Origin of the sequence: Streptomyces sp. C1-1 (assembly GCF_050214755.1) — a bacterium.
Classification (GTDB): domain Bacteria; phylum Actinomycetota; class Actinomycetes; order Streptomycetales; family Streptomycetaceae; genus Streptomyces.
On the sequence record NZ_CP189826.1, the window covers coordinates 8183424 to 8208163 of the forward strand.

Sequence of the window (24740 nt, forward strand, 5' to 3'; positions counted from 1 at the left end):
CCCGTTTCCACTTCTGATACCGGGCCCCGGGCCCATGGCAAGCCTGCGGACGGCCAGGGAGGCCGGATCGGCCGGGGAAATGGCCGGGAGCGCGGACTTGCCGGGCGGCGCGCCGATGATCCGCGGGCGGGGTCTTCGGGGGATCGGACGCCGTCGTTTGTCAGTGGCGTTTGGAAGAATGCAAGCGTGAGCAGCGAGAACGGTTCGGGGGGCGGTGGCGGCGAGGGTGCGCCGCCGGAGCAGCTTGCGCTCATCAGGGAGAGTGTGCGCAAGGCCAGGGAGCCGCGGGCCAAGCCGCGGACCTGGCGGGGTGCCGCGCTGGCCGGGGAGCTGCCGGTCGCGCGGGTGCTGGTCGACAAGGGCGTGCTGCATCTCGACCGGTACTTCGACTACGCGGTGCCGGAGGAGCTCGATGCCGACGCGCAGCCCGGTGTGCGGGTGCGGGTGAGGTTCGGGGCCGGGCGGCACCGGGTGCGGGAGGGGCGCCGTGAGGGCGGCGGGCTGATCGACGGGTTCCTGATCGAGCGGCGCGCCGAGTCCGACTACTCGGGGCCGTTGGCCGCGCTCGCCCAGGTCGTGTCGCCCGAGCCGGTGCTGAGCGAGGAGCTGCTGGGGCTCGCGCGGGCGGTCGCCGACCGGTACGCGGGCAGCCTCGCCGACGTGCTGCAGCTCGCCGTGCCGCCGCGCAGCGCCCGGGCCGAGCAGCGGCCCTCGCCCGACCCGCTGCCGCCGCCCGGCGCGCCGGAGACGGGGCCCTGGGCGCGGTACGAGCGAGGGGCCGCGTTCCTGGAGTCGCTGGCGTCCGGCGGAGCCCCACGTGCCGTGTGGAACGCGCTGCCGGGGCCCGGGTGGAGCGAGGAGATCGCGCGAGCCGTCGTGGCGACGCTGGCCTCGGGGCGCGGGGCACTCGTCGTCCTGCCGGACGGGCGGGCCGTCGCGCGCGTCGACGCCGCGCTGACCGCCCTGCTGGGGGAGGGGCGGCACGCGGTGCTCACCGCCGACGCCGGGCCCGAGAAGCGGTACCGCCAGTGGCTGGCGGTGCGGCGCGGGTCCGTACGGGCCGTCGTCGGGACCCGGGCCGCCATGTTCGCGCCCGTCCAGGACCTCGGGCTCGTGGCCGTCTGGGACGACGGCGACGACAGCCACAGCGAACCGCACGCCCCTCAGCCGCATGCGCGCGAGGTGCTGCTGTTGCGGGCCGCGCAGGACAAGTGCGCCTTCTTGCTGGGCGGTTGGAGCTGCACCGTGGAGGCGGCCCAGCTCGTCGAGAGCGGCTGGGCACGGCCGCTCGTCGCCGCGCGGGAGCAGGTGCGGGCTCTCGCGCCGCTCGTGCGGACCGTGGGGGACGGCGATCTCGCGCGCGACGAGGCCGCCCGGGCCGCCCGGCTGCCGACCCTCGCCTGGCAGGCCGTCCGGGAGGGGCTGCGCCACGGGCCGGTGCTCGTGCAGGTGCCCCGGCGGGGATACGTGCCGCGCATGGCGTGCGCCGACTGCCGTGCGCCCGCCCGGTGCCGGCACTGCTCGGGGCCGTTGGAGGGGCAGGAGTCGCGGGCGGCGCTGCGGTGCGGGTGGTGCGGGCGCGAGGAGAGCGGCTGGCACTGCCCGGAGTGCGGCGGATTCCGGCTGCGGGCGCAGGTCGTGGGGGCCCGCCGGACGGCCGAGGAGCTGGGGCGGGCCTTCCCCGCCGTTCCCGTGCGGACCTCGGGGCGTGAGCATGTGCTGGACACCGTGCCGGGCGCGCCGGCGCTGGTCGTCAGCACACCGGGCGCCGAGCCGGTCGCCGAGGGCGGTTATGCGGCGGCGCTGCTGCTGGACGGCTGGGCGATGCTCGGGCGGCCCGACCTGCGGGCGGGCGAGGACGCGCTGCGGCGGTGGATCGCGGCCGCCGCGCTCGTCCGGCCGCAGGGCGCCGGCGGCACCGTGGTCGTCGTCGCCGAGCCGACGCTGCGACCCGTGCAGGCGCTGGTGCGGTGGGATCCCGTCGGACACGCGGTGCGGGAGCTCGGCGAGCGGACCGAGCTGGGCTTCCCGCCCGTGTCGCGGATGGCGGCCGTGTCGGGGACGGGGGAGGCGGTCACCGAGTTCCTGCGTACGGCCGAACTGCCGCCGGAGGCCCAGGTGCTGGGGCCCGTTCCGCTGCCGGTCACGTCGGCGGGCGGGCCGCGGCGGGTGGGGGCACCGCCTCCCGGTGAGCACTGGGAGCGGGCGCTGGTGCGGGTACCGCCCGGCAGCGGAGCCGCGCTGGCATCGGCGCTGAAGTCCGCACAGGCGGCACGGATGGCGCGCGGCGCCGCGGCCGGGGAGACGGCGGTCCGGGTGCGCATCGACCCACCGGACATCGGCTGACGCACAACCAGGGGGCGGCCTGCGGGGCGGCGGACCGGTCGCCGTCGGCCCGCGCGCAGGGCGAGCGGCGGCATGCGAGGCTGCCGTCGTTCCAGACCGGCGGCCGTCGGCCCGCCCGGAGGGCGGACTGTCCCGGCGGCCCAGGCGGCTGCCTCGTGGCCGACGGGCGCGCCGTGACGCGGACGGCCGCATCCCGGCATGCGTCTGCGCATGCGTCTGCCCTCCCGGATGCGCATGGTCGCCGGGGGGGCAGGAGGTGAGGTGGTTCAGCCGTTGCGTGGGCCGGGGAAGGCAGTGGGTCTGGCCTCCTCGCGGAGGGCGGGGCTGCCCGCCGTCGGCTGGGTGGGCATGGCGCGGGCGGCGGGGACCGACGGCACCGTGGGGATGCCGGTGTTCACGGCGACCGCCCTGCTTTCCGACGGCTCGGCCGTGCGCTCGGCCTCGGCGGCGGCCTGGGCCGCGGCGCGACGGGCGCCGTAACGGCGGTGCACCGCCTGCTTGGTGACGCCGAGTGCGGAACCCACCGCGTCCCACGAGAAACCGAGAGAGCGGTCGAAGTCGACCGCGGCCGTCACCAGGGTCTCGACACTGTCCCGAAGTTCCTGGGCGAGACGGACGGTCGGGGCGGGGGCGCGTCCGTAGACGACGAAGCCCGTGGAGGGACCGGAGCGGCGCGGGCGGTAGACGTTGCCCAACTGGGCGGTGAGCGTGCGCAGTGCGTCCACCTGCCGGCGGACCCGCTCGATGTCCCGCACCAGCAAGTGCAGGCTGGCCCGAGCCTGGGCGTCGTGGGTTGCATGGTCGGCCATGAACAAGCCTCTCGAACCGGCGTTGAAAAGGATCGGGCCGCGCTGAAGCGGCCCATTGTGGTCAACTCTTTCTTGACCAACGCGGCAACGCTCCGCGGGTCACGCACTGGGGGCGTGTGGGCATATTCGTGCGCCCCGGTGGAGGACGGCGCGCCTCGGCCGCCGGTCGTGGGCCCGGCCGTTCTCCCGCCCGCACCAGCCGTTTCCGGTCGGCCGTGAGGTCATAGACTGGGTCGCTGCCCGCAACCCGCTCCCCGAGAGGCCCGAACCCACCCATGAAGCTCGTCTTCGCCGGGACCCCCGAGGTCGCCGTTCCCGCCCTGGACGCTCTGATCGCCTCCGGGCGGCACGAGGTGGCCGCCGTCGTCACGCGGCCCGACGCGCCGGCGGGACGGGGGCGCCGGCTGGTCGCGTCGCCCGTGGCGCAGCGGGCGGAGGAAGCCGGCATCGAGGTGCTGAAGCCGGTCAAGCCCCGGGACCCGGAGTTCCTGGACCGGCTCCGGGAGATCGCGCCCGACTGCTGTCCCGTGGTGGCCTACGGCGCGCTCCTGCCGCGCGTCGCCCTCGACGTCCCCGCCCACGGCTGGGTCAACCTGCACTTCTCGCTGCTGCCCGCCTGGCGGGGCGCGGCGCCGGTGCAGCACTCCCTCATGGCCGGGGACGAGATCACGGGCGCCTCGACCTTCCTGATCGAGGAGGGGCTGGACTCCGGGCCCGTCTACGGCACCGTCACGGAGGAGATCCGGCCCACCGACACCAGCGGCGACCTGCTCACCCGCCTCGCCTTCGCCGGCGCCGGCCTGCTCGCCGCGACCATGGACGGCATCGAGGACGGCACGCTGAAGGCCGTGCCGCAGCCGGCCGACGGCATCTCCCTGGCCCCGAAGATCACCGTCGAGGACGCCCAGGTGGACTGGCACGCACCGGCGTTGCGGGTCGACCGGCTCGTGCGCGGCTGCACCCCCGCGCCCGGTGCCTGGACCGTCTTCCGGGGCGAGCGGCTCAAGCTCATCCAGGTCACGCCCGTGCCGGAGCGCACCGACCTCGCGCCCGCGCAGATGGCCGTCGGCAAGAACAGCGTGCACGTCGGCACCGGCTCGTACGCCGTCGAGCTGCTCTGGGTGCAGGCCCAGGGCAAGAAGCCGATGCGGGCCGCCGACTGGGCCCGCGGGGTGCGCATCGCCGACGGCGAGGGCCTCGGCGGGTAACCGGCGGGCCCGGGCGACGTACGCTGGGGACGTATTTCCCTGATCTCACCTCCGGAGCACCTTTTTCGTGAGCGACACCCCCCGTCGGCCCCACAAGCCCGGCAAGCCGTATCGGCGGCCCAAGAAGGACCCCGTCCGCATCCTCGCCTTCGAGGCGCTGAGGGCCGTGGACGAGCGGGACGCCTACGCCAACCTCGTCCTGCCGCCGCTGCTGCGCAAGGCGCGGGAGAAGGAGGGACCCGACAGGTTCGACGCGCGGGACGCGGCGCTCGCGACCGAACTGGTCTACGGGACGCTGCGCCGGCAGGGGACGTACGACGCGGTCATCGCCGCCTGTGTCGACCGGCCGCTGCGCGAGGTCGATCCGCCGGTGCTCGACGTGCTCAGCCTGGGCGCGCACCAGCTGCTGGGCACGCGCATCCCGACGCACGCCGCCGTCTCCGCCTCCGTGGAGCTCGCGCGGGTCGTGCTCGGCGACGGGCGGGCCAAGTTCGTCAACGCCGTGCTGCGCAAGGTCGCCCAGGACGACCTCGACGGTTGGATCGCGAAGGTCGCGCCGAGCTACGACGAGGACCCCGAGGACCATCTCGCCGTCGTGCACTCGCATCCGCGCTGGGTGGTCTCCGCCCTGTGGGACTCCCTCGGCGGCGGCCGCGCCGGCATCGAGAAGCTGCTGGCGGCCGACAACGAGCGGCCCGAGGTGACACTCGTGGCGCGCCCCGGCCGGGCCACGACCGAGGAGCTGCTCGACGAGAAGGCCGCGGTGCCGGGACGCTGGTCGCCGTACGCCGTGCGGCTGACCGAGGGCGGCGAGCCCGGGGCCATCGAGGCCGTGCGGGAGGGACGGGCCGGCGTGCAGGACGAGGGCAGCCAGCTCGTCGCGCTCGCACTGGCCAACGCGCCGTTGGACGGGCCCGACGAGAGGTGGCTCGACGGGTGCGCGGGGCCGGGCGGCAAGGCCGCGCTGCTGGCGGCCCTGGCCGCCGCGCGGGGGGCCGTGCTGCTCGCCTCCGAGAAGCAGCCGCACCGGGCCGGCCTGGTGGCCAAGGCACTCAGCGGCAATCCCGGCCCGTACCAGGTCATCGCCGCCGACGGGACCCGCCCGCCGTGGCGGCCCGGCTCCTTCGACCGCGTGCTGATGGACGTGCCCTGCACCGGGCTCGGCGCCCTCAGGCGGCGGCCGGAGGCGCGCTGGCGGCGTCGCCCCGAGGACCTGGAGGGCTTCGCGCCCCTGCAGCGGGCCCTGCTGCACTCCGCCCTGGACGCCGTACGCGTCGGCGGCGTGGTCGGCTACGCCACCTGCTCGCCGCACCTCGCCGAGACCAGGGCCGTCGTCGACGACGTGCTCAAGCAGCGCCCGGAGGCCGAACTCCTCGACGCCCGGCCGCTGTTGCCGGGCGTGCCGGACCTCGGCGCGGGTCCCGACGTACAGCTGTGGCCGCACCTGCACGGGACCGACGCCATGTATCTGGCGCTCATTCGGAGGACTGGCTGACTCTGGTGCCGACCCCCTCGGGCGTGCGGCTCCCTCCGTCGGCGTGTGACAGGTGGTGCGGCCACCACACCTTCTTGCCCACGTCCAGGAAGAGCGACGTCACCAGCACCGAACGCACCACGAACGTGTCCAGCAGCACGCCCAGCGCCACCGCGAAGCCGATCTCGGCGAAGCCCACCATGGGCAGCGTGCCGAGCGCGGCGAAGGTGCCCGCGAGAACCAGGCCCGCCGAGGTGATCACCGCGCCGGTGGCGGCGAGACCCGTGACCACGCCCGGGCGCGTGCCCTGGCGCACGGCCTCCTCGCGGATACGGGTGGTCAGGAAGATGTTGTAGTCGATGCCGAGCGCCACCAGGAAGACGAAGACGAAGAGCGGGAAGGCCACGTCCTCGCCCGCGTAGTCGAAGACGTGCCGGAACACCAGGGCGCTCAGCCCCAGCGCCGTGGCCAGTGACAGGCACACCGTCGCGATCAGCAGCAGCGGGGCCACCAGCGCGCGCAGCAGGAGGCACAGCACCAGCAGGACGACGGCCAGGACGAGCGGAATGACCAGGTAGTTGTCGTGGACCTGGGCGTTCTCCATGTCCAGCAGCGCCGCCGTGCCGCCGCCCACCAGGGCGTTCGCGCCGGGCACGGCGTGCACCGCGTCGCGCACCCGCTCCACGGTCGCCTTGGCCGCGTCGCTGTCGGAGGGCGCCCGCATGGTCGCCTCCAGCAGCACCTGGCCGTTGTGCTCGGGCGCCGCGCCGGGCGGTATGCCGATGCTCTGCGGGACGACACCGCGGTCCGCGGCGATCGCGCGGCCCACCTGCTCGGCCTGCGCCCGGTTGGCGACGATCACGAGCGGATCGCCCGTGCCCGCCGGGAAGTAGCGTGCGGAGACCTTCTGTCCGGTGATGGAGTCCGGGGTGTTGGTGAAGGCGTCCGCGTTGGCGATCCCGTCCGCGCGCAACTGGAGCAGGCCCATCGACAGCGCGACCAGCACCGCGGTGGTGATGCCCCAGATCAGCCGCGGGCGCACGGCGATACGGCGGCCCATGCGGGCCCAGATGCCCCGCTCGGTGGGATCGGCCGAGCCGTAGTGCGGGATCGCGGGCCAGAAGATCCACCGGCCGAAGATCAGCAGCAGGGCCGGGAAGAGGGTGAGCATGGCCAGCAGCGCGACCGTGACGCCGATGGCGGCCACCGGCCCCAGGCCCCGGGTGGAGTTCATCTCGGCGACCAGGAGCACCAGCATGCTCAGCACGACGGTGGCGCCCGAGGCGAGGACCGCGGGGCCGGCCCGGTTCATGGCGAGTTCCATCGCCTCGTGGCGGTCCGTGTGCCGGCGCAGCTCCTCCCGGTAGCGGGCGACGAGCAGCAGCGCGTAGTCGGTGCCCGCGCCGAAGACGAGGACCGTCAGGATGCCCGCGCTCTGGCCGTTGACGGTCAGGCCCGCGTGTTTGGCGAGCAGATAGATCAGCGCCTGTGCCGTGAACAGGGCCGCCACCACCCCGAGCAGCGGCACGAACAGCAGCGTCGGACTGCGGTAGGTGAACAGCAGAATCACGATGACGATGGCCATCGCCGAGAACAGCAGCGTCGAGTCGATGCCCTCGAAGGCCTTGGAGAAGTCGGCGGACGTGCCGCCCGGCCCGGTGATGTGGACCACGAGCCCGCCGCCGCCCCTGCCCACCTGTTCGCGGATCGAGTCCACCGCCGGCGCGATGCGCTGCCAGCCCTGCGCGTCCATGGTGATGGGCACATAGATCTGGGCGGCGCGCGGTGCGGCCGCGCGGTCGTAGACGGGGCCGCGGGTCTCGGCGCCGCGGATGCCGTGGGCGCGCAGCGTCTTGATCTGCTGGACGTCCTGGGCGATCTGCTGCCGGTCGCGGAGCGTCAGCCCGTCCGCGCGGGCGTAGACGACCACCGCGGGGATCTGCTCGGGCCTGAAGTGCTCGGAGGCGTTCAGAACCTGCGTGGACTCGGCGGAACCGGGCAGCCAGGACTGAGCGTCGTTGTCCTGAGCACTGTTGAGCTTCGAACCGAACGGGGCCGCGATCACCAGGACCACCAGCCACAGGATCACGATCAGCCACTTCGAGCGCCGGCCGCACACGAACCGGATGGCGTTCCGCTTCCAGGCGTACAGCTGCCTCATTGCGACCCCCGTGGACGTACGTGGTGCCCGACGGCGGCCCAGCATGGCACGCGGCGGCCGCGGACGGCATCCGATGAACGGCTTAGGTCTGGACCGGCGCGAACAAACGTGCCCGGACATGGCAGGCTTGGGTCATGGCCGTGCAGATCAACCCCAGCATCCTGTCCGCAGACTTCGCCCGCCTCGCGGACGAGGCGAAGGCGGTCAAGGGAGCCGACTGGCTCCACGTCGACGTCATGGACAACCATTTCGTCCCGAACCTCACGCTCGGTGTGCCGGTCGTAGAGTCCCTGGCCCGTGCGACGGACACCCCGCTGGACTGCCATCTGATGATCGAGGCCCCCGATCGGTGGGCGCCCCAGTACGTGGAAGCGGGGGCCGGTTCCGTCACCTTCCACGTGGAGGCGGCCACCGCTCCGGTGCGGCTGGCCCGCGAGATCCGGGCCAAGGGCGCCCGAGCTTCCATGGCGCTGCGGCCCGCGACGCCCATCGAGCCGTACGAGGACCTGCTGCCGGAACTCGACATGCTGCTGATCATGACGGTCGAGCCGGGCTTCGGCGGGCAGGCGTTCCTGGACATCATGCTTCCGAAGATTCGGCGCACCCGCGAGTTGATCAGCAAGCACGGGCTGGAGCTGTGGCTCCAGGTCGACGGCGGGGTCTCGGCCGCCACCATCGAGCGCTGCGCGGAGGCCGGCGCGGACGTCTTCGTCGCGGGCTCCGCGGTGTACGGCGCCGAAGACCCCGCCGAGGCGGTACGTGCCCTGCGCAACCAGGCGGAGTCGGTGACCGCTGAGGCGTCCTGGGCGTGCGACCACTGAGCCACAGGTCGGTGAACAGCTGTGAACGGCGCCCATCGGGGCGGATCAACAACGCCGGATCTGCAAGGATGAACGGCGAATCCAGAGTGTGAACAGCAGTGAGGAGAACGCCGTGTCGGGTATGACGGCGGGCGGCCGGTCAGCAGTGCGGATGGGACCCGCCGAGCTGGTGCAGGCGGCGGCCATGGCCCGCCGCTTCTACCTCGAGGGCAAGTCCAAGATCCAGATCGCGGAGGAGTTCGGCGTCAGCCGCTTCAAGGTGGCCAGGGTCCTGGAGACCGCTCTCGAACGGGATCTCGTACGCATCGAGATCCGAGTCCCGGCCGAGCTGGACGCCGAGCGCTCGGACGCGCTGCGCGCCCGCTACGGGCTCAGGCACGCCGTAGTGGTGGAGTCCCCGGCCGAGGCCGAGGACACCCCCGACCCCGAGAACCTCGGCGAGGTGGCCGCCGACCTGCTCGGCGAGCTCGTCAACGAGGGCGATGTGCTCGGACTCGCCTGGGGCCGCTCCACCATCCACATGGCCGCCGCCCTGGACCGGCTGCCACCGTGCACCGTGGTGCAGCTGACGGGCGTGTACGACGCCGGTACCGCCGAGCGCGGCTCCGTCGAGGCCGTGCGCCGCGCCGCCCAGGTGTCCGGCGGCGACGCCCACCCCATCTACGCGCCGATGCTCCTGCCGGACGCGGCGACCGCGGCGGCGCTGCGCCACCAGACCGGCATCGCGCGGGCCTTCGAGTACTTCGACAAGGTCACGGTCGCCTGCGTCTCCATCGGCTCCTGGGAGCCCGGTATCTCGACGGTGCACGACATGCTCAGCGACGAGGAGCGCGCGCACTACGCCTCCCTCGGTGTCGCCGCCGAGATGTCCGCGCACCTGTTCAACGCCGAGGGCCGCCGGGTCGGACGGGACCTCGGCGAGCGGTGCATCACGGTCAAGGCCGACCAGCTGCGCCGTATCCCCGAGGTCGTCGCCATCGCCGGCGGGGCACGCAAGGCGGCGGCGATCGACGCGGTGCTGCGCTCCGGGCTGGTGACCAGCCTGGTGACGGACACGTCGGCCGCGGACGTGCTGATGACGGCGGGGCCGACGCCGAGGCCGGCCCTCAACAGGGCGGACCCCGACGGGCCCTGACGGAAGGTCATGAGGGGACGGCCGTGGCAGCATCGGGCGCATGGTGCTCCGGTCCGTCCCCCGTGTGCTGCTCTGCCTGCTCCTCGCGCTGCTGACGGCGTGCTCGTCGGTCGACCCGACGACCACGCGTTCCCCCTCCGGCCCGGCCACCGTCCAGGCCTCCCGACTCCCCGCCGAGGCGCGGCGGACGCTCGCCCTCATCGACGAGGGCGGCCCCTTCCCGTACGCCAAGGACGGCGCCGTCTTCGGGAACTTCGAGGGGCTGCTGCCCCGGCAGCGGCGCGGCTACTACCACGAGTACACGGTCCCCACGCCGGGCTCGCGCGACCGCGGGGCCCGGCGCATCGTCACCGGGCGGGGCGGCGAGCTCTACTACACCGATGATCACTACCAATCGTTCAGGGTGGTACGGAGATGACGGAGCACGTGGTCACGCTGGATCTCGACGGGGTCCGGGACAAGGCCGGGCTGATGGACCGGTGCGCCCGGGACCTGATGCTGCCGGACTGGTTCGGCCGCAACTGGGACGCCCTGGCCGACGTCCTGTCCGACCCGGGCGTGTGGCCCGAGGGGGCCGCCGGCAGGGGGCTGCTGGTCGTCGTGCGCAACTGGCGGCCGTACGCCGAGGCGCGACCGGACGAGTGGGAGACGGCCGTGGACGTGTTCACGCACGCCTCCGCGGCCACTGTGGCCCTCGCTCTTGGAGCATCCTCCAAGTAGCCCCCTGACCTGCCTGGATGATTCGCCCGGGCATCGCATTCCGGCCGACATGGGACAATGAAGTACGTGCTCTTCCCCCTGGCTGACCTGTCCGGGGGCCACCTCTGATCGACTGGGATGTGCAGCACGTGCGTTTCCTCAACGACATCCAGCCCCCGTACGACCTGACGTACGACGACGTCTTCATGGTCCCGAGCCGCAGCTCGGTCGGCTCGCGGCAGGGCGTGGACCTCAGCTCCCCGGACGGCACGGGCACCACGATCCCGCTGGTCGTCGCCAACATGACCGCCATCGCCGGACGCCGCATGGCCGAGACGATGGCCCGGCGCGGCGGCCTGGTGGTCATCCCGCAGGACATCCCGATCGAGGTCGTCACCGACGTCATCTCCTGGGTCAAGAGCCGCCATCTCGTCCTCGACACCCCGATCGTCCTCACCCCGCACCAGACCGTCGCCGACGCGCTGTCCCTGCTGCCGAAGCGGGCGCACAACGCCGGCGTCGTCGTCGACGGGGAGGGGCGGCCCGTCGGTGTCGTCACCGACCGGGACCTGTCCGGCGTCGACCGCTTCACGCAGCTCGAGGTCGTCATGTCGAAGGACCTGCTGCTCATCGACGCCGACATCGACCCGCGCGAGGCCTTCAACCGCCTCGACGGCGCCAACCGGCGCTACGCCCCCGCCGTAGACGCCGAGGGCCGCCTGGCCGGCATCCTGACCCGCAAGGGCGCCCTGCGCGCCACGCTCTACACGCCGGCCACCGACGCCGACGGCAAGCTGCGCGTGGCCGCCGCCGTCGGCATCAACGGCGATGTCGCGGGCAAGGCCAAGCAGTTGCTCGACGCGGGCGTCGACACGCTCGTCATCGACACGGCGCACGGCCACCAGGAGTCGATGATCAGCGCGATCCGCACGGTCCGCGCGCTCGACCCGGGGGTGCCGATCGTGGCCGGGAACATCGTCGCCGCCGAGGGTGTCAGGGACCTCGTCGAGGCCGGTGCCGACATCATCAAGGTCGGCGTCGGACCGGGCGCCATGTGCACCACCCGCATGATGACCGGCGTCGGCCGGCCGCAGTTCTCCGCCGTGCTGGAGTGCGCGGCCGAGGCCCGTAAGTACGGCAAGCACGTGTGGGCCGACGGCGGTGTCCGGCACCCCCGCGACGTCGCCATGGCCCTCGCGGCCGGCGCCTCCAACGTGATGGTCGGGTCCTGGTTCGCGGGCACCTACGAGTCGCCGGGCGACCTCCAGCAGGACTCCTCCGGCCGACTCTACAAGGAGTCCTTCGGTATGGCGTCGGCCCGCGCCGTACGCAACCGCACCTCCGAGGAGTCGGCCTACGACCGTGCCCGCAAGGCGCTGTTCGAGGAGGGCATCTCGACCTCCCGCATGTACCTCGACCCGGCCCGCCCGGGCGTCGAGGACCTGATCGACTCGATCATCGCGGGCGTCCGCTCCTCCTGCACCTACGCCGGCGCGGGCTCCCTGGAGGAGTTCGCCGAGAAGGCCGTCGTCGGCATCCAGAGCGCCGCGGGCTACGCCGAGGGCAAGCCGCTGCACGCCAGCTGGAGCTAGACGCTAAAACGCTCCGCTCGGGAGTGCTGAGGCCGTGGGGCAGCTGCGGGCCGGTCCGTGGCCGGTCGCGCAGTTCCCCGCGCCCCCGGGGCGCCGTTCGCACGTTCCGACACACCGGCGCAACGAACACCCACCCTCTTCGCTATGAACGCAACGATCTTGCGGGTATCCGCAAGGTTGCTGCATTTCGCCTGCGAAGGCCCGGCCCGTAGGGTCATGCGCTGTACCTGGCGTGGCGCGGACCCCGCTCGATGGGTCCCTGCTCGCGCGGGGACGCCTGACGGTCCCCGCCGCGCTGACCGCAGCGACGAAGGAGTCAGCGCGTGCTCGACCAAGGCGCACCCCCGCAAAGCCGTACCACCGATGCCCCGTCGTCCCCGGGCCTCGGCGCGCGCCTCATGCGTCGCAAGCCGGTGGAACGCCTGGTCGCAGAGGGCGGCCAGGGTGAAGGCGGCAGTCTGCGCCGCTCCCTCGGGCTCTGGCAGCTCACCATGATCAGCATCGGTGCCACCCTGGGCACCGGCATCTTCGTGGTCCTCGGCGAGGCCGTCCCCAAGGCCGGCCCGGCCGTCACCCTCTCCTTCGTGATAGCCGGTCTGACCGCGCTGTTCTCGGCCCTGTCCTACGCCGAGCTCGCCGGCACCATCCCCGTCTCCGGCTCCTCGTACTCGTACGCATACGCAACGATGGGCGAGCTGATCGCCTGGATCTGCGGCTGGTGCCTGGTCCTGGAGTACGGCGTCTCGGTGGCGGCCGTCGCCGTGGGCTGGGGCGAGTACCTCAACGAACTCCTCGACGGGACCATCGGCGTCACGATCCCCGACGCCCTGTCCGCGCCCCCCGGCGACGGCGGCGTCTTCAACCTGCCCGCGCTGATCGTCGTCCTGCTCGCCATGGCGTTCCTGCTCGGCGGCGCCCGGGAGTCGGCCCGCGCCAACACCGTCATGGTGTGCGTGAAGATCGCCGCGCTGGTCCTGTTCTGCGCCATCGGCGTCCAGGGCTTCCGGTCCGGGAACTACGCCCACTTCATGCCGCTGGGCATGGCGGGCGTGAGCGCCGCCGGGGCCACCCTGTTCTTCTCCTACATCGGCTTCGACGCCGCCTCCACCGCCGGTGAGGAGGCGAAGGACGCCCAGCGCGACCTGCCCCGCGCCATCATGCTGTCGCTCGTCATCGTCACCGCCCTCTACGTCCTCGTCGCCGCCGTCGCCGTCGGCGCCAAGCCCTGGCGGCGGTTCAACGACTCCGAGGCCGCGCTCGCCCAGATCATGCGCGACGTCACCGGCCAGTCCTTCTGGGGGACGCTGCTCGCCGCGTGCGCCGTCATCGCCATCGCGAGCGTCGTGCTCACGGTCCTCTACGGCCAGACCCGCATCCTCTTCGCCATGTCGCGCGACGGCCTGGTACCGAAGGTGTTCTCCAAGGTGCACCCGAAGACCGGCACCCCCCGCGCCAACACCGTGATCGTCTCCCTGTTCTGCGGTGTCCTCGCCGCCGCGATCCCGCTGGGCCAGCTCGCCGACGCCACCAGCATCGGCACGCTGTTCGCCTTCGCCCTGGTCAACATCGCCGTCGTGGTGCTGCGTCGGACCCGCCCGCACATGAACCGCACCTTCCGCGTCCCGCTCTCGCCCGTCCTGCCCGCGCTCGGCTTCGGCTTCTGCGTGTGGATGATGGGCAGCCTGTCCGCCGTCACCTGGGTGGTCTTCGGTGTCTGGATGGCCGTCGGGCTCGTGTTCTACTTCGGGTACGGCCACCGCCGCTCCCGACTCGCACCATCTGAGAGCTGAACGACCCACCGTGCTGAACGATCTCGACGAACGCATCGTGCACGCCCTCGCGGAGGACGCCCGCCGCTCCTACGCCGACATCGGGCAACTGGTCGGCCTGTCCGCGCCCGCCGTGAAGCGGCGCGTGGACCGGCTGCGCGCCACCGGGGCCATCACCGGCTTCACCGTACGCGTCGACCCCTCGGCCCTCGGCTGGGAGACCGAGGGGTTCGTCGAGATCTACTGCCGGCACAACACCTCGCCGGAGACCATCCGGCGCGGACTGGAGCGCTACCAGGAGGTCGTGGCCGCGTCGACCGTCACCGGCGACGCGGACGCGATCGTCCAGGTCTTCGCCTCCGACATGCGGCACTTCGAGCGCGTCCTGGAGCGGATCGCCGGGGAGCCCTTCGTGGAGCGGACGAAGTCCGTGCTGGTGCTGTCGCCGCTGCTGCGCCGCTTCTCGTCGGGCTCACCCACCTGATCCCTCGGCACGGCGCCGGACCGTCGCCAGCAGACGTCCGGTGAGCAGCGCGTGCGCCCCCGTGCCGATGACCAGCAGCCGGTAGAGGGCGCCGCCGGGTCCGGGGAACCGGGCCCGGGTCTCGGCCCGCAACCGGGTGCGCCCGCTCCCGGCCGCCTCCAGGCGGAAGACCAGGGCGTACGTCGAGAAGTGGTGCCGGCCGACCAGCACCAGCTCCCGTCCCGGGACCGCGTCGGCCACCCGGAACCCGGGGAAGGCCGACCCCCGGGTCAGGGGCCGCGGTCCCGACGCCGTCCGGTCGGCGGCGCCGACGAGACGGGCGTAGCGGGCGGAGCGCGGTCGCCCCAAGGACCGCTCCAGGGTCTCGCCGAGCGCGTGCCAGAGGGCACCGCCCTCGGCCACGACCACCGTCGAGTGCTCGTCGATCCGGGGCAACTCCGCGATGTTCACCGCAACCTCCGTATTCTCGCTGGGCGCCGGGCCCGGGACTGTCTAGCATCGGTTGCATGACCTGGCGACATTGATCCACGAACCGGGCCTCCCGAGGGCCGCCTCGGACGCCGTACCCACGACGTCCGAACCGCCCCTCCGGGAAGGCCACATGACACTCTCCTCCATCCGTCCGCCCGCGACCCGCGTCCGCCGGCTGACGGCCACCCTGTACGGGTACTCGTTCCTCGACGAGTTCGTGCTGCTCTACCCGGTGTACACGCTGCTGTTCAGCGACACCGGGCTGTCCCTCTGGCAGATCTCCTCCCTGTTCGTGCTGTGGTCGGTCACCGGCGTGGTGCTGGAGGTGCCCTCCGGTGCCTGGGCCGACGCCGTCTCGCGACGGCTGCTGCTGTGGCTCGGCCCGCTGCTGACCGCCGTCGGCTTCGCGCTGTGGGTGCTCGTCCCGTCGTACTGGGCCTTCGCCGTGGGCTTCGTGCTGTGGGGTGCGCGGGGAGCGTTCGTCTCCGGGGCGCTGGAGGCCCTGGTGTACGAGGAGCTCGAGCGGCTCGGCGCGGCCGAGCGGTACGCCCGCCTGATGGGCAGGTCCCGGGCGGTCGGCCTGGTCGCGGTCATGGCCGCGATGGGACTCGCCGGACCCGTCCTCGCCCGGGGCGGCTATCCGGCCGTCGGCGCGGCGAGTGTGCTGGCCTGTGTGGCGGCCGCGGTGACGGCCTGCGCGTTCCCCGAACGCCGGACCGCGGCCGCGCACGACGAAGAGATCGGGACCGCCACCCTGAAGGCCGGCCTCACGCAGGTCCGGCGCGAGCCCTCGGTGCGCGGGGCGATCCTGCTCGTCCCGATGGTGACCGCGGTGTGGGGGGCGCTGGACGAGTACACGCCGCTGCTGGTGCGGGGAACCGGAGTGCCGGACGCCCGGGTCCCCTACCTGCTCCTGCTGATCTGGGCGGGCGCCACGGCCGGCAGTCTGCTCGCCGGCCGCTTCGCACGCCTGGGGACCAGGGGGCTGGCCTGGCTCCTCGGGGCGGCCGCCGTAGCCCTCGCCGCGGGCGCGGCGGCCCGGACACCACTCGCCCTCGGACTGGTGGCCGTCGCCTTCGGGGGCTTCCAGCTGGCGACCGTACTCGCCGACGTCCGTCTCCAGCAGCGCATCGGCGACACCGGCCGCGCCACCCTCACCTCGGTCGCCGGCCTGGGCACGGAACTGGTCACGGTCGCCGTGTACGCCGGATACGCGGCGATCGCGACGCGATCCGCCCACAGCACGGCCTTCACCCTGTTCGCGCTGCCGTATCTGCTGACGGCCCTGGCGCTGGGGGTCCGCGCCCGTACCGGGGCGCGCAACGAATCGCCGCGCGAGGGGCGCTGCACGCAATGAACCGCTCACCGGCGCGCAACGGGTCCTTCTTGCTGGTCGCGGCCCACCGACCGTACCTTCTAGATGGCCCCAACCCCTTCCGTACCGTCGAGGAACACGCATGCGCACCGCCCTGCTCCAGAGCTCCGGACGCCCCGGATCCGTCGCCGAGAACCTCAAGGTCCTCGACGCGGCCGCGAGCCGTGCCGCCGCCGCCGGAGCCGCGCTGCTGGCCGCGCCGGAGATGTTCCTGACCGGGTACGCGATCGGCGACGACATCGCCCGGCTCGCCGAGCCCGCCGACGGGGACTCCGCGGACGCGATCGCCGACATCGCGGGCCGGCACGGGCTCGCGATCGCCTACGGATACCCGGAGCGCGACGGCGAGACGGTCCTCAACTCCGCGCAGCTGATCTCCGCCGAGGGCGTCCGCCTCGCGAACTACCGCAAGACGCACCTCTTCGGCTGCTTCGAGCGCGACCACTTCACGCCGGGCGAGCAGCCGGTCGTCCAGGCCGAGCTCGGCGGACTCACCGTCGGCCTCATGATCTGCTACGACGTCGAGTTCCCGGAGAACGTCCGTGCCCACGCCCTGGCCGGCACCGACCTGCTCGTCGTGCCGACGGCGCAGATGCACCCGTTCCAGTTCGTCGCCGAGTCGATGATCCCGGTGCGCGCCTTCGAGAACCAGATGTACGTCGCGTACGTCAACCGGGTGGGCCGGGAAGGGGAGTTCGACTTCGTCGGGCTCTCCACGCTGGCCGGGCCCGACGGGATCGCCCGCACCCGCGCCGGCCGCGCCGAGGACCTGCTCCTCGCCGACGCCGACCCGGCCTTCCTCGCCGCCTCCCGCGAGGCGAACCCGTATCTGCAGGACCGCCGGCCCGGTCTGTACCGGTCGCTCGTCTGAACACCCCCTCCAGTCCTCACCCCGCAGTTCTCGCAAGGAGTCCGTACCCCATGACGTCCACCGTGCCCAACGCCGTCGAGCATGCGGACGCGCAGCAGCTGCCGCCGATCACCATGTTCGGTCCGGACTTCCCCTACGCCTACGACGACTTCCTCGCCCACCCGGCGGGCCTCGGCCAGATACCGGCGACCGAGCACGGCACCGAGATCGCGGTCGTCGGCGGTGGCCTCTCCGGCATCGTGGCCGCGTACGAGCTGATGAAGATGGGCCTGAAGCCGGTCGTGTACGAGGCCGATCAGATCGGTGGGCGGCTGCGCACGGTGGGCTTCGACGGCCCGAGCACCGAGGGCCTGACCGCCGAGATGGGCGCGATGCGCTTCCCGCCCTCCTCCACCGCCCTCCAGCACTACATCGACCTGGTCGGCCTGGAGACCCGCCCCTTCCCCAACCCCCTTGCCGAGACGACGCCTTCGACGGTGGTCGACCTCAAGGGCGAGTCGCACTACGCCGAGACCGTCGACGACCTGCCGCAGGTCTACCGCGATGTCGCCGACGCCTGGAACAGGTGCCTCGAAGAGGGCGCCGACTTCTCCGACATGAACCGCGCCCTGCGCGAGCGGGACGTGCCGCGCATCCGCGAGATCTGGGGCAGGCTCGTCGAGAAGCTCGACAACCAGACCTTCTACGGCTTCCTCTGCGACTCCGAGGCCTTCAAGTCCTTCCGGCACCGCGAGATCTTCGGCCAGGTCGGCTTCGGCACCGGCGGCTGGGACACCGACTTCCCCAACTCCATCCTGGAGATCCTGCGGGTCGTCTACACCGAGGCCGACGACCACCACCGCGGGATCGTCGGCGGCTCCCAGCAACTGCCGCTCAGGCTGTGGGAGCGCGAGCCCGGGAAGATCGTCCACTGGGCGCAGGGCACCTCGCTGGCGACGCTGCACGAGAACGGCGAGCCCCGCCCGGCCGTCACCCGCCTGCACCGCGCGGCCGGCAACCGGATCACCGTCACCGACGCGGGCGGCGACATCCGCACCTACAAGGCGGCCGTCTTCACCGCCCAGTCCTGGATGCTGCTGTCGAAGATCGCCTGCGACGACTCGCTCTTCCCGATCGACCACTGGACCGCCGTCGAGCGCACCCACTACATGGAGTCCAGCAAGCTCTTCGTGCCCGTCGACCGGCCTTTCTGGCTGGACAAGGACGAGGAGACCGGCCGGGACGTCATGTCGATGACCCTCACCGACCGCATGACGCGCGGGACCTACCTCCTGGACGACGGCCCGGACAAGCCGGCTGTCATCTGCCTCTCCTACACCTGGTGCGACGACAGCCTGAAGTGGCTGCCGCTGTCCGCGAACGAGCGGATGGAGGTCATGCTGAAGTCGCTCGGCGAGATCTATCCCAAGGTCGACATCCGGAAGCACATCATCGGCAACCCGGTGACCGTCTCCTGGGAGAACGAGCCCTACTTCATGGGCGCGTTCAAGGCCAACCTGCCCGGCCACTACCGCTACCAGCGGCGCCTGTTCACCCACTTCATGCAGGACCGGCTGCCCGAGGACAAGCGCGGCATCTTCCTGGCCGGCGACGACATCTCCTGGACGGCCGGCTGGGCCGAGGGCGCCATCCAGACCGCGCTGAACGCGGTCTGGGGCGTCATGCACCACCTCGGCGGCTCGACCGACCCGTCCAACCCGGGCCCGGGCGACCTCTACGACGAGATCGCGCCGGTCGAACTGCCCGAGGACTAGATCCCGGCCGCGCGGACCGCTTCGTACAGCTCGGCGGCCACGTCCTTGAGTTCCTCGGCGTCCCGGGCGCTGCCCTGGAGCTCGAAGAAGAAGGCGTCGAGGCCGGTGCCGGCGGCGTGGGCCGCGAGGTCCTCGACGATCTGCGCGGTGCTGCCCTGGAAGGGGGAGCGGTCCGTGCCGTCGTACGCCTTGGGCGAGTGCCGGGCGTTGATCCGCACCACCGTCTCGATCGGGTCGGTGCGGCCGCGCTCGGCCGCCAGGTCCTGCAACTGGCGCCACTGCGCGGCCAGTTGCTCGACGCCCATGGCGATGGGCATCCAGCCGTCGGCGTGGTCGACGAGCCGGGTCATCGCCTTCCTGCTGTTGGTGGGCAGCAGGATCGGGATCGGGCGGGCGGGCTTGGGAGCCACCACGGCCGAGGCGATCCTGGTGATCCGGCCCTCGTACGTCACCGGGTCCGGCCCCCACACCGCCCGGCACACGCCGATGATCTCGTCCAGGACCCGGCCCCGCTCCTCGAACGGCGCCACGCCGGCCGCGGCGTACTCGTCGAGGGACCAGCCCGTGCCGAGGCCCGCCAGCACCCGGCCGCCGCTCGCCGCGTCCAGCGTCGCGAGGGACTTGGCCAGCTGGAAGGGGTTGTGCAGCGGTGCCACCAGGATGCTGGTGCCGAGCCGGGCCCGCTCGGTCGACGCGGCCGCCAGGGTCAGCGTCACCAGGGGGTCGGGAACACCGCGGTAGATGTCGGGCCACGCCAGGCCCTCGATGCCGTACAGGCCCTGGGTCGCGGGCTCGGGGAACAGGGCCCGCTCGTAGACCCACAGGCTCTCGTAACCGATCCGTTCGGCGGTGCGGGCCACGTCGGGCACGTCACGTCCGATGTCGTACTGCCGCGCTTGGGGAAGGCTCAGACCCAGCCGGATGGCCATGCGTACGCTCCTTTGCGTCGGTACAACGGTCAACCTAATCCAGGAGCGGCGTCAGCAACATGCGGCCCGCGAAGCCGACGGCCGTATCCAGCCGTTCGGTGAACTCCTCGGCCACGTCGGGCAGTCGGCGCAGCGCCCACAGGGCCCGCGCGGCCGTCCAGGTGGCCTCCCGGGCCCGCTCCAGGCTCCACGAGCCGAGCAGATGGGTGAGCGGGTCGGCGATCTGGAGGAGGTCGGGCCCCGGCATCAGCTCTTCGCGGATGTGCTCCTCCAGCGAGACGAGGAGGTCGCCCACACGGTCGAACTCGTCCTCCAGATCGGCCGGTTCGCAGCGCAGACTACGACAGCTGTCCACCACGGCGAGCGCCAGGTCGTGCCCGATGTGCGCGTTGATGCCCGCCAGCGCGAACTGCATCGGACGTACCCCGGGATGCCGGCGGAACTGGAACAGGGGCCGCCAGCAGGCGGGCGGACGCCGTCCGTCGGACACCGTGTCGACGGCGGCGAGATAGCGTTCCGCGAACCGCACGTCCAGGGTGATCGCGGCCCGGGCGTCCGGGAAGCGGCCGGCGTCGATCCGGCGGTCGACGGCCTCGGTGACGGCAAGGTAGACGCGGTTGAACACCGCGATCCCGTCCCGCTCGGGCAGGGCCGCGTCGAGGGCGCGCATGCGCGAGAGCACCGCGTCCACGGTCGGGTCGAACTGTTGCAGTTGCGGCATGGGGGAAGGGTCCCAGTCCTACGCTGACCGCAGTGGCGGCGGGCCGAGGCTTCCCCGAAACGGGGGAACGCTCCGCCGTGGGGGAGGGGGAGCGACGCCTTGTCAGGCTTACGCGCACAGCGTCTGGCCGCACGCCGGGCCCGGCGCGGACGCGCCCGGCGCGCCGCGATGCTCGCGGTGGCCTCGGCGGTGGTCGCCGTCGCCACGGTGACCGGCGCGATCTCCGCCCTCGACGGCGGCCGCGGCGCCGACGCGGCGAGGTCCGCGGCGACCGGCTCGCCGCACGTCGACCGGCTGACGGCAGCGCCCCCGCCCTCTGCCACGGTCACGAAGTCCCCGTCACGGAAGCCCCGTTCGCCCGCTTCGTCGCGGAGCCGGGCCACCTCCGCGCCGGCGGCGTCCGAGCGCGAGCAGCGGTCCTCGACCGTGTCCGCCCTTCTCTACCGCCACCCCGACTCACACGTCCTCGACTGGGTCCGCGCCCACCCCGCCGACCCCCGCACACCGCTCATCGCGTCCCGCATCGCCGACCGGCCGGCCGCGGTGTGGTTCGCCGACCCCTCGCCGTCGGCCATCGCCTCCCGGGTCCGCGCGGTCACCTCGGGCGCGGCCGCGCAGGGCCGGGTGCCGGTGCTCGTGGCGTACGCGATCCCGGACCGCGACTGCGGCGGGGCCTCCGAGGGCGGGGCGCCGGACCTCGACGCCTACGACCGCTGGATCGACGCGTTCGCCGCGGGGCTCGGGTCCGGCGAGGTCGTCGTCGTCCTGGAGCCCGACTCCATAGCCCAGGCCGGCTGTCTGCCCGCCGCCCGCCGGGCCGGGCGTTTCGCGTCGCTGGCCCGCGCCGGCCGCGTTCTGAAGGCCGCCGACCCCAAGGCCCGCGTCTACTACGACGCCGGTCACTCCGGCTGGCACCCGGCCGGCGAGCAGGCGGCCCTGCTCCGGCAGGCGGGCGCCGCCTCGCCCGCCTCCTCAGACGGGATCTTCAGCAACGTCTCCAACTTCCGTCCGACCTCGGACGAGATCACCTACGACCGCCGGGTCCTCGACGCCCTCGGCGGCCCCGCGCGCCTCGGCGCCGTCATCGACACCAGCCGCAACGGCAACGGCGCCCCGGCCGACGGCACCTGGTGCGACCCGGCCGGCCGCAGACTCGGGCAGGCGCCGACGCTGAGCACGGGACAGGCCCGGATCGACGCCTACCTGTGGGTGAAGCTGCCGGGCGAGTCGGACGGGTGCGAGGGGGCGCCGGGGACGTTCAGCCCGTCGTACGCCTACGCCTTGGCCTCGTCGTAGGAGGACGTGCCCTCGTCGAGCAGCGGACCCTGCTGCTTGAGGTGGGCCGGGGCCAGGGCCCGCAGCGCGTGGTAGCCGGTGATGACGACGATCGTGCCCAGCGCGATGCCGGAGAGGGAGAAGCGGTCGGTGAACTTCATGGTGACGTCGCCGACACCGATGATGACGCCCGCGGCGGCCGGGACCAGGTTGAGCGGATTGCGCAGGTCCACCCGGGCGTTGGTCCAGATCTGGGCGCCGAGCAGGCCGATCATGCCGTAGAGGATGACGGTGATGCCGCCGAGGACGCCGCCCGGGATCGCGGCGACGACCGCGCCGAACTTCGGGCACAGGCCGAACAGGAGGGCGAAACCGGCGGCGGCCCAGTACGCGGCCGTGGAGTAGACGCGGGTGGCGGCCATCACGCCGATGTTCTCGGAGTACGTGGTGTTGGGCGGGCCGCCGAGCGCGGTGGACAGCATGGAGCCGACGCCGTCGGCCGAGATCGCCGTGCCGAGCTTGTCGTCGAGCGGGTCGCCGGTCATCTCGCCGACCGCCTTGACATGGCCGGCGTTCTCGGCGACCAGGGCGATGACGACGGGGAGCGCGACCAGGATCGCCGACCACTGGAAGGTCGGACCGTGGAAGGACGGCAGGCCGATCCAGTCCGCCTTGCCGACGCCGGAGAGGTCCAGACGCCAGTGGTCGGTGACCTTGCCGCTGGCGTCGGCCGAGTGGATGCGGCCGAAGATGCGGTCGAAGGCCCACGAGACGCCGTACCCGAAGACCAGACCCAGGAAGATCGCGATCCGTGACCAGAAGCCGCGCAGGCCGACGACGGCCAGGCCGGTGAAGAGCATGACCAGCAGGGCCGTCCACTGGTCCTGCGGCCAGTAGGTGGAGGCAGTGACGGGCGCGAGGTTGAAGCCGATGAGCATCACCACCGCGCCGGTGACGACCGGCGGCATCGCGGCGTGGATGATCCGCGCGCCGAAGCGCTGCACGGCGAGACCGACCAGGAACAGCGCGAAGCCGACGACGAGGACCGCGCCGGTGACAGTGGCGCTCGTGCCGCCCTGTGCGCGGATCACGGCCGCCACGCCGACGAACGACAGCGAGCAGCCGAGGTAGCTCGGCACTCGGCCGCGCGTGGCCAGCAGGAAGATCACGGTCGCGACGCCCGACATCATGATCGCGAGGTTGGGGTCGAGGCCCATCAGTACCGGCGCCACGAAGGACGCGCCGAACATCGCCACCACGTGCTGGGCGCCGAGGCCGACCGTGCGGGGCCAGGAGAGCCGTTCGTCGGGGCGTACCACCGCTCCGGGCGCGGGCGACCGCCCGTCTCCGTGCAGTTTCCAGCGCACGCCGAGGTCCATGTGAGGGTTCGCTTTCTCCGTACCTGAAGTCTTGTCCGGACCATTGTCACGGGTACCTCGGGGTTCTACGCTCGCACGGTCCTACTCGTGAACTGAATTCACATTTCTGACCGCTCCCTCGATGGATCGGAGTCCAGATGAGTGGAAGATCCCGCGCGGCCGTACTGCTCGCCACGGCGGTGACCATCGCGGCCGCCCTCGTCCCCTGCGCACACGCGAGCCCCCGGGCGCCCGCCACCACCGTCCTCGACGGCGCCCGGTTGCAGCGGACGAAAGCCCTGCTCGACCGCGGCGATCCACAACTCCGGCGCCAACTGGCGGCCTTGACGTCCCGCGCCGACGACTGGCTGCGCCAGGGCCCCTGGACGGTCGTCGACAAGCCCCGGCCCGCCCCCGGCGGCGACCCCCACGACTACCTCAGCCAGGCCCCCTACTGGTGGCCCACCACCACGCCCACCGCCGACAACCCCTGGGGCTGCCCCTACGTCCAGAAGGACGGACAGCGCAATCCCGAAGTCGACTCCGGCACCGACCGCCAGGACGCCGAGAAGGTCTTCGACTCGACCTACGACCTCTCGCTGGCCTGGTACTACACGGGCCGGAAGGCCTACGCCGAGAAGGCCGCCCGGATCCTGCGCACCTGGTTCCTCGACCCGGCCACCCGGATGAACCCGAACCTGGACCACGCCCAGTTCATCCCGTGCAAGTACGACGGCCGGGCCATCGGGATCATCGACTTCTCCCAGTCGTACACGAGCGTCCTGGACGCCCAGGCCCTCCTGGCCACCGGGGCCCCCGGCTGGAGCGCCGCGGACCGCACCGCGATGCGCGCGTGGAACTCCGACTTCCGCGACTGGCTGGAGAACAGCGACTTCGGCAGGCAGGAAGCCGCGGCCGGCAACAACCACGGCACCTTCTACGACATGCAGCTCGCCGCCCTCGCCTACGCCACCGGCGACCGGGCACTGGCCAGGCGGACCGTGCTCGACGCGCGGAGCGGGCGCATCGACCCGCAGATCGCCGCCGACGGCAGCCAGCCGCAGGAGCTCGCCCGGACCAGGAGCTGGCACTACTCCACCTTCGACCTGGTCGCGTACACACGGCTCGCGGCGATCGGCCGGCACGTCGGCGTGAACCTGTGGGCCTATCGAGGTCCGCAGGGACAGGGGCTGTTCAAGGCCGTGGACTATCTGCTGCCCGCCGCGACCGGGGTCGCGGCATGGCCCCACCCGGAGCTGGAGTTCCACCGGTACGCCGCGAGCGACGTCGTGCACGCGGCGGCGGACGCGGGGGACCGGACGGCCGGCGAGGCCGTCGGGAAGCTGGAGACCCCGCCCGGCGGCGACCTCTGGGCGCTGCGCCCGGCGGCCGAGCAGCTGGACTCGATCGTGGGCTGACCAGGCCCTTCCCGACCGGGACTCCTGAGCGTCCGCTTAGGATGGAGTGTCCCCACCGCTCCACCCTTGA

Annotated in this window: 21 protein-coding genes; 15 read left to right on the plus strand and 6 right to left on the minus strand. The window is 72.8% G+C overall.

The annotated features are described in order from the left end of the window. Positions 1 to 186 precede the first annotated feature (186 nt). Positions 187 to 2346, plus strand: a complete 2160-nt coding sequence (locus tag ACQF4J_RS37250; protein ID WP_427167757.1) for a primosomal protein N' — start codon at positions 187 to 189, stop codon at positions 2344 to 2346. A 266-nt stretch (positions 2347 to 2612) separates the two neighbouring features. Here the strand turns inward: ACQF4J_RS37250 and ACQF4J_RS37255 are convergent, their stop codons facing one another. Then, positions 2613 to 3155 (minus strand): hypothetical protein, encoded by a 543-nt coding sequence (locus ACQF4J_RS37255; protein WP_351571358.1) that lies wholly within the window; start codon positions 3153 to 3155, stop codon positions 2613 to 2615. 275 nt (positions 3156 to 3430) lie between these two features. On the opposite strand from ACQF4J_RS37255, the gene fmt reads away from it, so the two are divergent. Further along, complete coding sequence (gene fmt / locus ACQF4J_RS37260) at positions 3431 to 4363, plus strand: methionyl-tRNA formyltransferase (RefSeq protein WP_351571355.1); 933 nt, start codon at positions 3431 to 3433, stop codon at positions 4361 to 4363. A 67-nt stretch (positions 4364 to 4430) separates the two neighbouring features. Then, positions 4431 to 5858 (plus strand): RsmB/NOP family class I SAM-dependent RNA methyltransferase, encoded by a 1428-nt coding sequence (locus ACQF4J_RS37265; RefSeq protein ID WP_427167758.1) that lies wholly within the window; start codon positions 4431 to 4433, stop codon positions 5856 to 5858. On the opposite strand, the gene ACQF4J_RS37270 is transcribed toward ACQF4J_RS37265, so the two are convergent. Continuing rightward, entirely contained in the window at positions 5839 to 7998 is a 2160-nt protein-coding gene (locus ACQF4J_RS37270; protein WP_351571349.1) for an MMPL family transporter, read from the minus strand. The two genes, ACQF4J_RS37265 and ACQF4J_RS37270, sit on opposite strands and share 20 nt — an antisense overlap. A gap of 134 nt (positions 7999 to 8132) precedes the next feature. On the opposite strand from ACQF4J_RS37270, the gene rpe reads away from it, so the two are divergent. From rpe to ACQF4J_RS37305, 7 genes are all read left to right on the plus strand, one after another. Continuing rightward, the gene (gene rpe / locus ACQF4J_RS37275; protein ID WP_351571346.1) at positions 8133 to 8819 is read left to right on the plus strand and encodes a ribulose-phosphate 3-epimerase; all 687 of its coding nucleotides are present in this window, start codon (positions 8133 to 8135) and stop codon (positions 8817 to 8819) included. A gap of 88 nt (positions 8820 to 8907) precedes the next feature. Further along, positions 8908 to 9954: a sugar-binding transcriptional regulator gene (locus tag ACQF4J_RS37280; RefSeq protein WP_058926528.1), complete on the plus strand. Its 1047-nt coding sequence runs from the start codon at positions 8908 to 8910 to the stop codon at positions 9952 to 9954. Between the two features lie 40 nt (positions 9955 to 9994). Beyond that, positions 9995 to 10372, plus strand: coding sequence for a ribonuclease domain-containing protein (locus ACQF4J_RS37285; RefSeq protein WP_351571342.1), 378 nt, complete (start codon positions 9995 to 9997; stop codon positions 10370 to 10372). Then, entirely contained in the window at positions 10369 to 10674 is a 306-nt protein-coding gene (locus ACQF4J_RS37290) for a barstar family protein (RefSeq protein ID WP_351571334.1), read from the plus strand. Before ACQF4J_RS37285 ends, ACQF4J_RS37290 begins: the two co-directional genes overlap by 4 nt. A 128-nt stretch (positions 10675 to 10802) precedes the next feature. Next, positions 10803 to 12245 (plus strand): GuaB1 family IMP dehydrogenase-related protein, encoded by a 1443-nt coding sequence (locus ACQF4J_RS37295; protein WP_351571417.1) that lies wholly within the window; start codon positions 10803 to 10805, stop codon positions 12243 to 12245. A 323-nt stretch (positions 12246 to 12568) separates the two neighbouring features. Then, a complete protein-coding gene (locus ACQF4J_RS37300; protein ID WP_351571331.1) occupies positions 12569 to 14035 on the plus strand; it encodes an amino acid permease in 1467 nt (488 codons plus the stop codon). A 10-nt stretch (positions 14036 to 14045) separates the two neighbouring features. Beyond that, positions 14046 to 14498 carry an Lrp/AsnC family transcriptional regulator gene (locus ACQF4J_RS37305; protein WP_142150397.1) on the plus strand — a complete coding sequence of 151 codons (453 nt, stop codon included), beginning with the start codon at positions 14046 to 14048 and terminating at the stop codon, positions 14496 to 14498. Here ACQF4J_RS37305 and ACQF4J_RS37310 read toward each other — a convergent pair. Continuing rightward, positions 14487 to 14948, minus strand: coding sequence for a hypothetical protein (locus ACQF4J_RS37310; protein ID WP_351571328.1), 462 nt, complete (start codon positions 14946 to 14948; stop codon positions 14487 to 14489). The two genes, ACQF4J_RS37305 and ACQF4J_RS37310, sit on opposite strands and share 12 nt — an antisense overlap. A 151-nt stretch (positions 14949 to 15099) precedes the next feature. Here ACQF4J_RS37310 and ACQF4J_RS37315 point away from each other — a divergent pair, with 151 nt between their 5' ends. The 3 genes from ACQF4J_RS37315 to ACQF4J_RS37325 all read left to right on the plus strand — a co-directional run bounded on the left by ACQF4J_RS37315 (position 15100) and on the right by ACQF4J_RS37325 (position 18969). Continuing rightward, positions 15100 to 16326, plus strand: coding sequence for an MFS transporter (locus tag ACQF4J_RS37315; protein ID WP_351571325.1), 1227 nt, complete (start codon positions 15100 to 15102; stop codon positions 16324 to 16326). 100 nt (positions 16327 to 16426) lie between these two features. After that, entirely contained in the window at positions 16427 to 17215 is a 789-nt protein-coding gene (locus ACQF4J_RS37320) for a carbon-nitrogen hydrolase family protein (protein ID WP_351571322.1), read from the plus strand. 50 nt (positions 17216 to 17265) lie between these two features. Next, on the plus strand, positions 17266 to 18969 hold the full coding sequence (locus ACQF4J_RS37325; RefSeq protein WP_351571319.1) for a flavin monoamine oxidase family protein: 1704 nt from the start codon (positions 17266 to 17268) through the stop codon (positions 18967 to 18969). Here the strand turns inward: ACQF4J_RS37325 and ACQF4J_RS37330 are convergent. Continuing rightward, entirely contained in the window at positions 18966 to 19898 is a 933-nt protein-coding gene (locus tag ACQF4J_RS37330) for an LLM class F420-dependent oxidoreductase (protein WP_351571316.1), read from the minus strand. The genes ACQF4J_RS37325 and ACQF4J_RS37330 overlap by 4 nt on opposite strands. A 34-nt stretch (positions 19899 to 19932) precedes the next feature. Next, positions 19933 to 20619: a DUF5995 family protein gene (locus ACQF4J_RS37335; RefSeq protein ID WP_427167759.1), complete on the minus strand. Its 687-nt coding sequence runs from the start codon at positions 20617 to 20619 to the stop codon at positions 19933 to 19935. Positions 20620 to 20787: 168 nt separating this feature from the next. On the opposite strand from ACQF4J_RS37335, the gene ACQF4J_RS37340 reads away from it, so the two are divergent. Further along, positions 20788 to 21915, plus strand: coding sequence for a glycoside hydrolase family 6 protein (locus ACQF4J_RS37340; protein ID WP_427168666.1), 1128 nt, complete (start codon positions 20788 to 20790; stop codon positions 21913 to 21915). Here the strand turns inward: ACQF4J_RS37340 and ACQF4J_RS37345 are convergent. Further along, entirely contained in the window at positions 21894 to 23273 is a 1380-nt protein-coding gene (locus ACQF4J_RS37345) for a uracil-xanthine permease family protein (RefSeq protein WP_427167761.1), read from the minus strand. The two genes, ACQF4J_RS37340 and ACQF4J_RS37345, sit on opposite strands and share 22 nt — an antisense overlap. Before the next feature lie 137 nt (positions 23274 to 23410). Here ACQF4J_RS37345 and ACQF4J_RS37350 point away from each other — a divergent pair, with 137 nt between their 5' ends. Continuing rightward, on the plus strand, positions 23411 to 24670 hold the full coding sequence (locus tag ACQF4J_RS37350) for an alginate lyase family protein (protein ID WP_427167762.1): 1260 nt from the start codon (positions 23411 to 23413) through the stop codon (positions 24668 to 24670). Positions 24671 to 24740: the final 70 nt, after the last annotated feature.

Bases quoted from the DNA above. Each gene is read 5' to 3' on its own strand.
- ACQF4J_RS37325 (WP_351571319.1), top strand. From the start codon at position 17,266: ATGACGTCCACCGTGCCCAACGCCGTCGAGCATGCGGACGCGCAGCAG.
- ACQF4J_RS37345 (WP_427167761.1), bottom strand. From the start codon at position 23,273: ATGGACCTCGGCGTGCGCTGGAAACTGCACGGAGACGGGCGGTCGCCC.
- ACQF4J_RS37320 (WP_351571322.1), top strand. From the start codon at position 16,427: ATGCGCACCGCCCTGCTCCAGAGCTCCGGACGCCCCGGATCCGTCGCC.
- ACQF4J_RS37335 (WP_427167759.1), bottom strand. From the start codon at position 20,619: ATGCCGCAACTGCAACAGTTCGACCCGACCGTGGACGCGGTGCTCTCG.
- ACQF4J_RS37350 (WP_427167762.1), top strand. From the start codon at position 23,411: ATGAGTGGAAGATCCCGCGCGGCCGTACTGCTCGCCACGGCGGTGACC.
- ACQF4J_RS37315 (WP_351571325.1), top strand. From the start codon at position 15,100: ATGACACTCTCCTCCATCCGTCCGCCCGCGACCCGCGTCCGCCGGCTG.
- ACQF4J_RS37330 (WP_351571316.1), bottom strand. From the start codon at position 19,898: ATGGCCATCCGGCTGGGTCTGAGCCTTCCCCAAGCGCGGCAGTACGAC.
- rpe (WP_351571346.1), top strand. From the start codon at position 8,133: ATGGCCGTGCAGATCAACCCCAGCATCCTGTCCGCAGACTTCGCCCGC.
- ACQF4J_RS37290 (WP_351571334.1), top strand. From the start codon at position 10,369: ATGACGGAGCACGTGGTCACGCTGGATCTCGACGGGGTCCGGGACAAG.
- ACQF4J_RS37340 (WP_427168666.1), top strand. From the start codon at position 20,788: ATGCTCGCGGTGGCCTCGGCGGTGGTCGCCGTCGCCACGGTGACCGGC.
- ACQF4J_RS37255 (WP_351571358.1), bottom strand. From the start codon at position 3,155: ATGGCCGACCATGCAACCCACGACGCCCAGGCTCGGGCCAGCCTGCAC.
- ACQF4J_RS37285 (WP_351571342.1), top strand. From the start codon at position 9,995: ATGGTGCTCCGGTCCGTCCCCCGTGTGCTGCTCTGCCTGCTCCTCGCG.
- fmt (WP_351571355.1), top strand. From the start codon at position 3,431: ATGAAGCTCGTCTTCGCCGGGACCCCCGAGGTCGCCGTTCCCGCCCTG.
- ACQF4J_RS37270 (WP_351571349.1), bottom strand. From the start codon at position 7,998: ATGAGGCAGCTGTACGCCTGGAAGCGGAACGCCATCCGGTTCGTGTGC.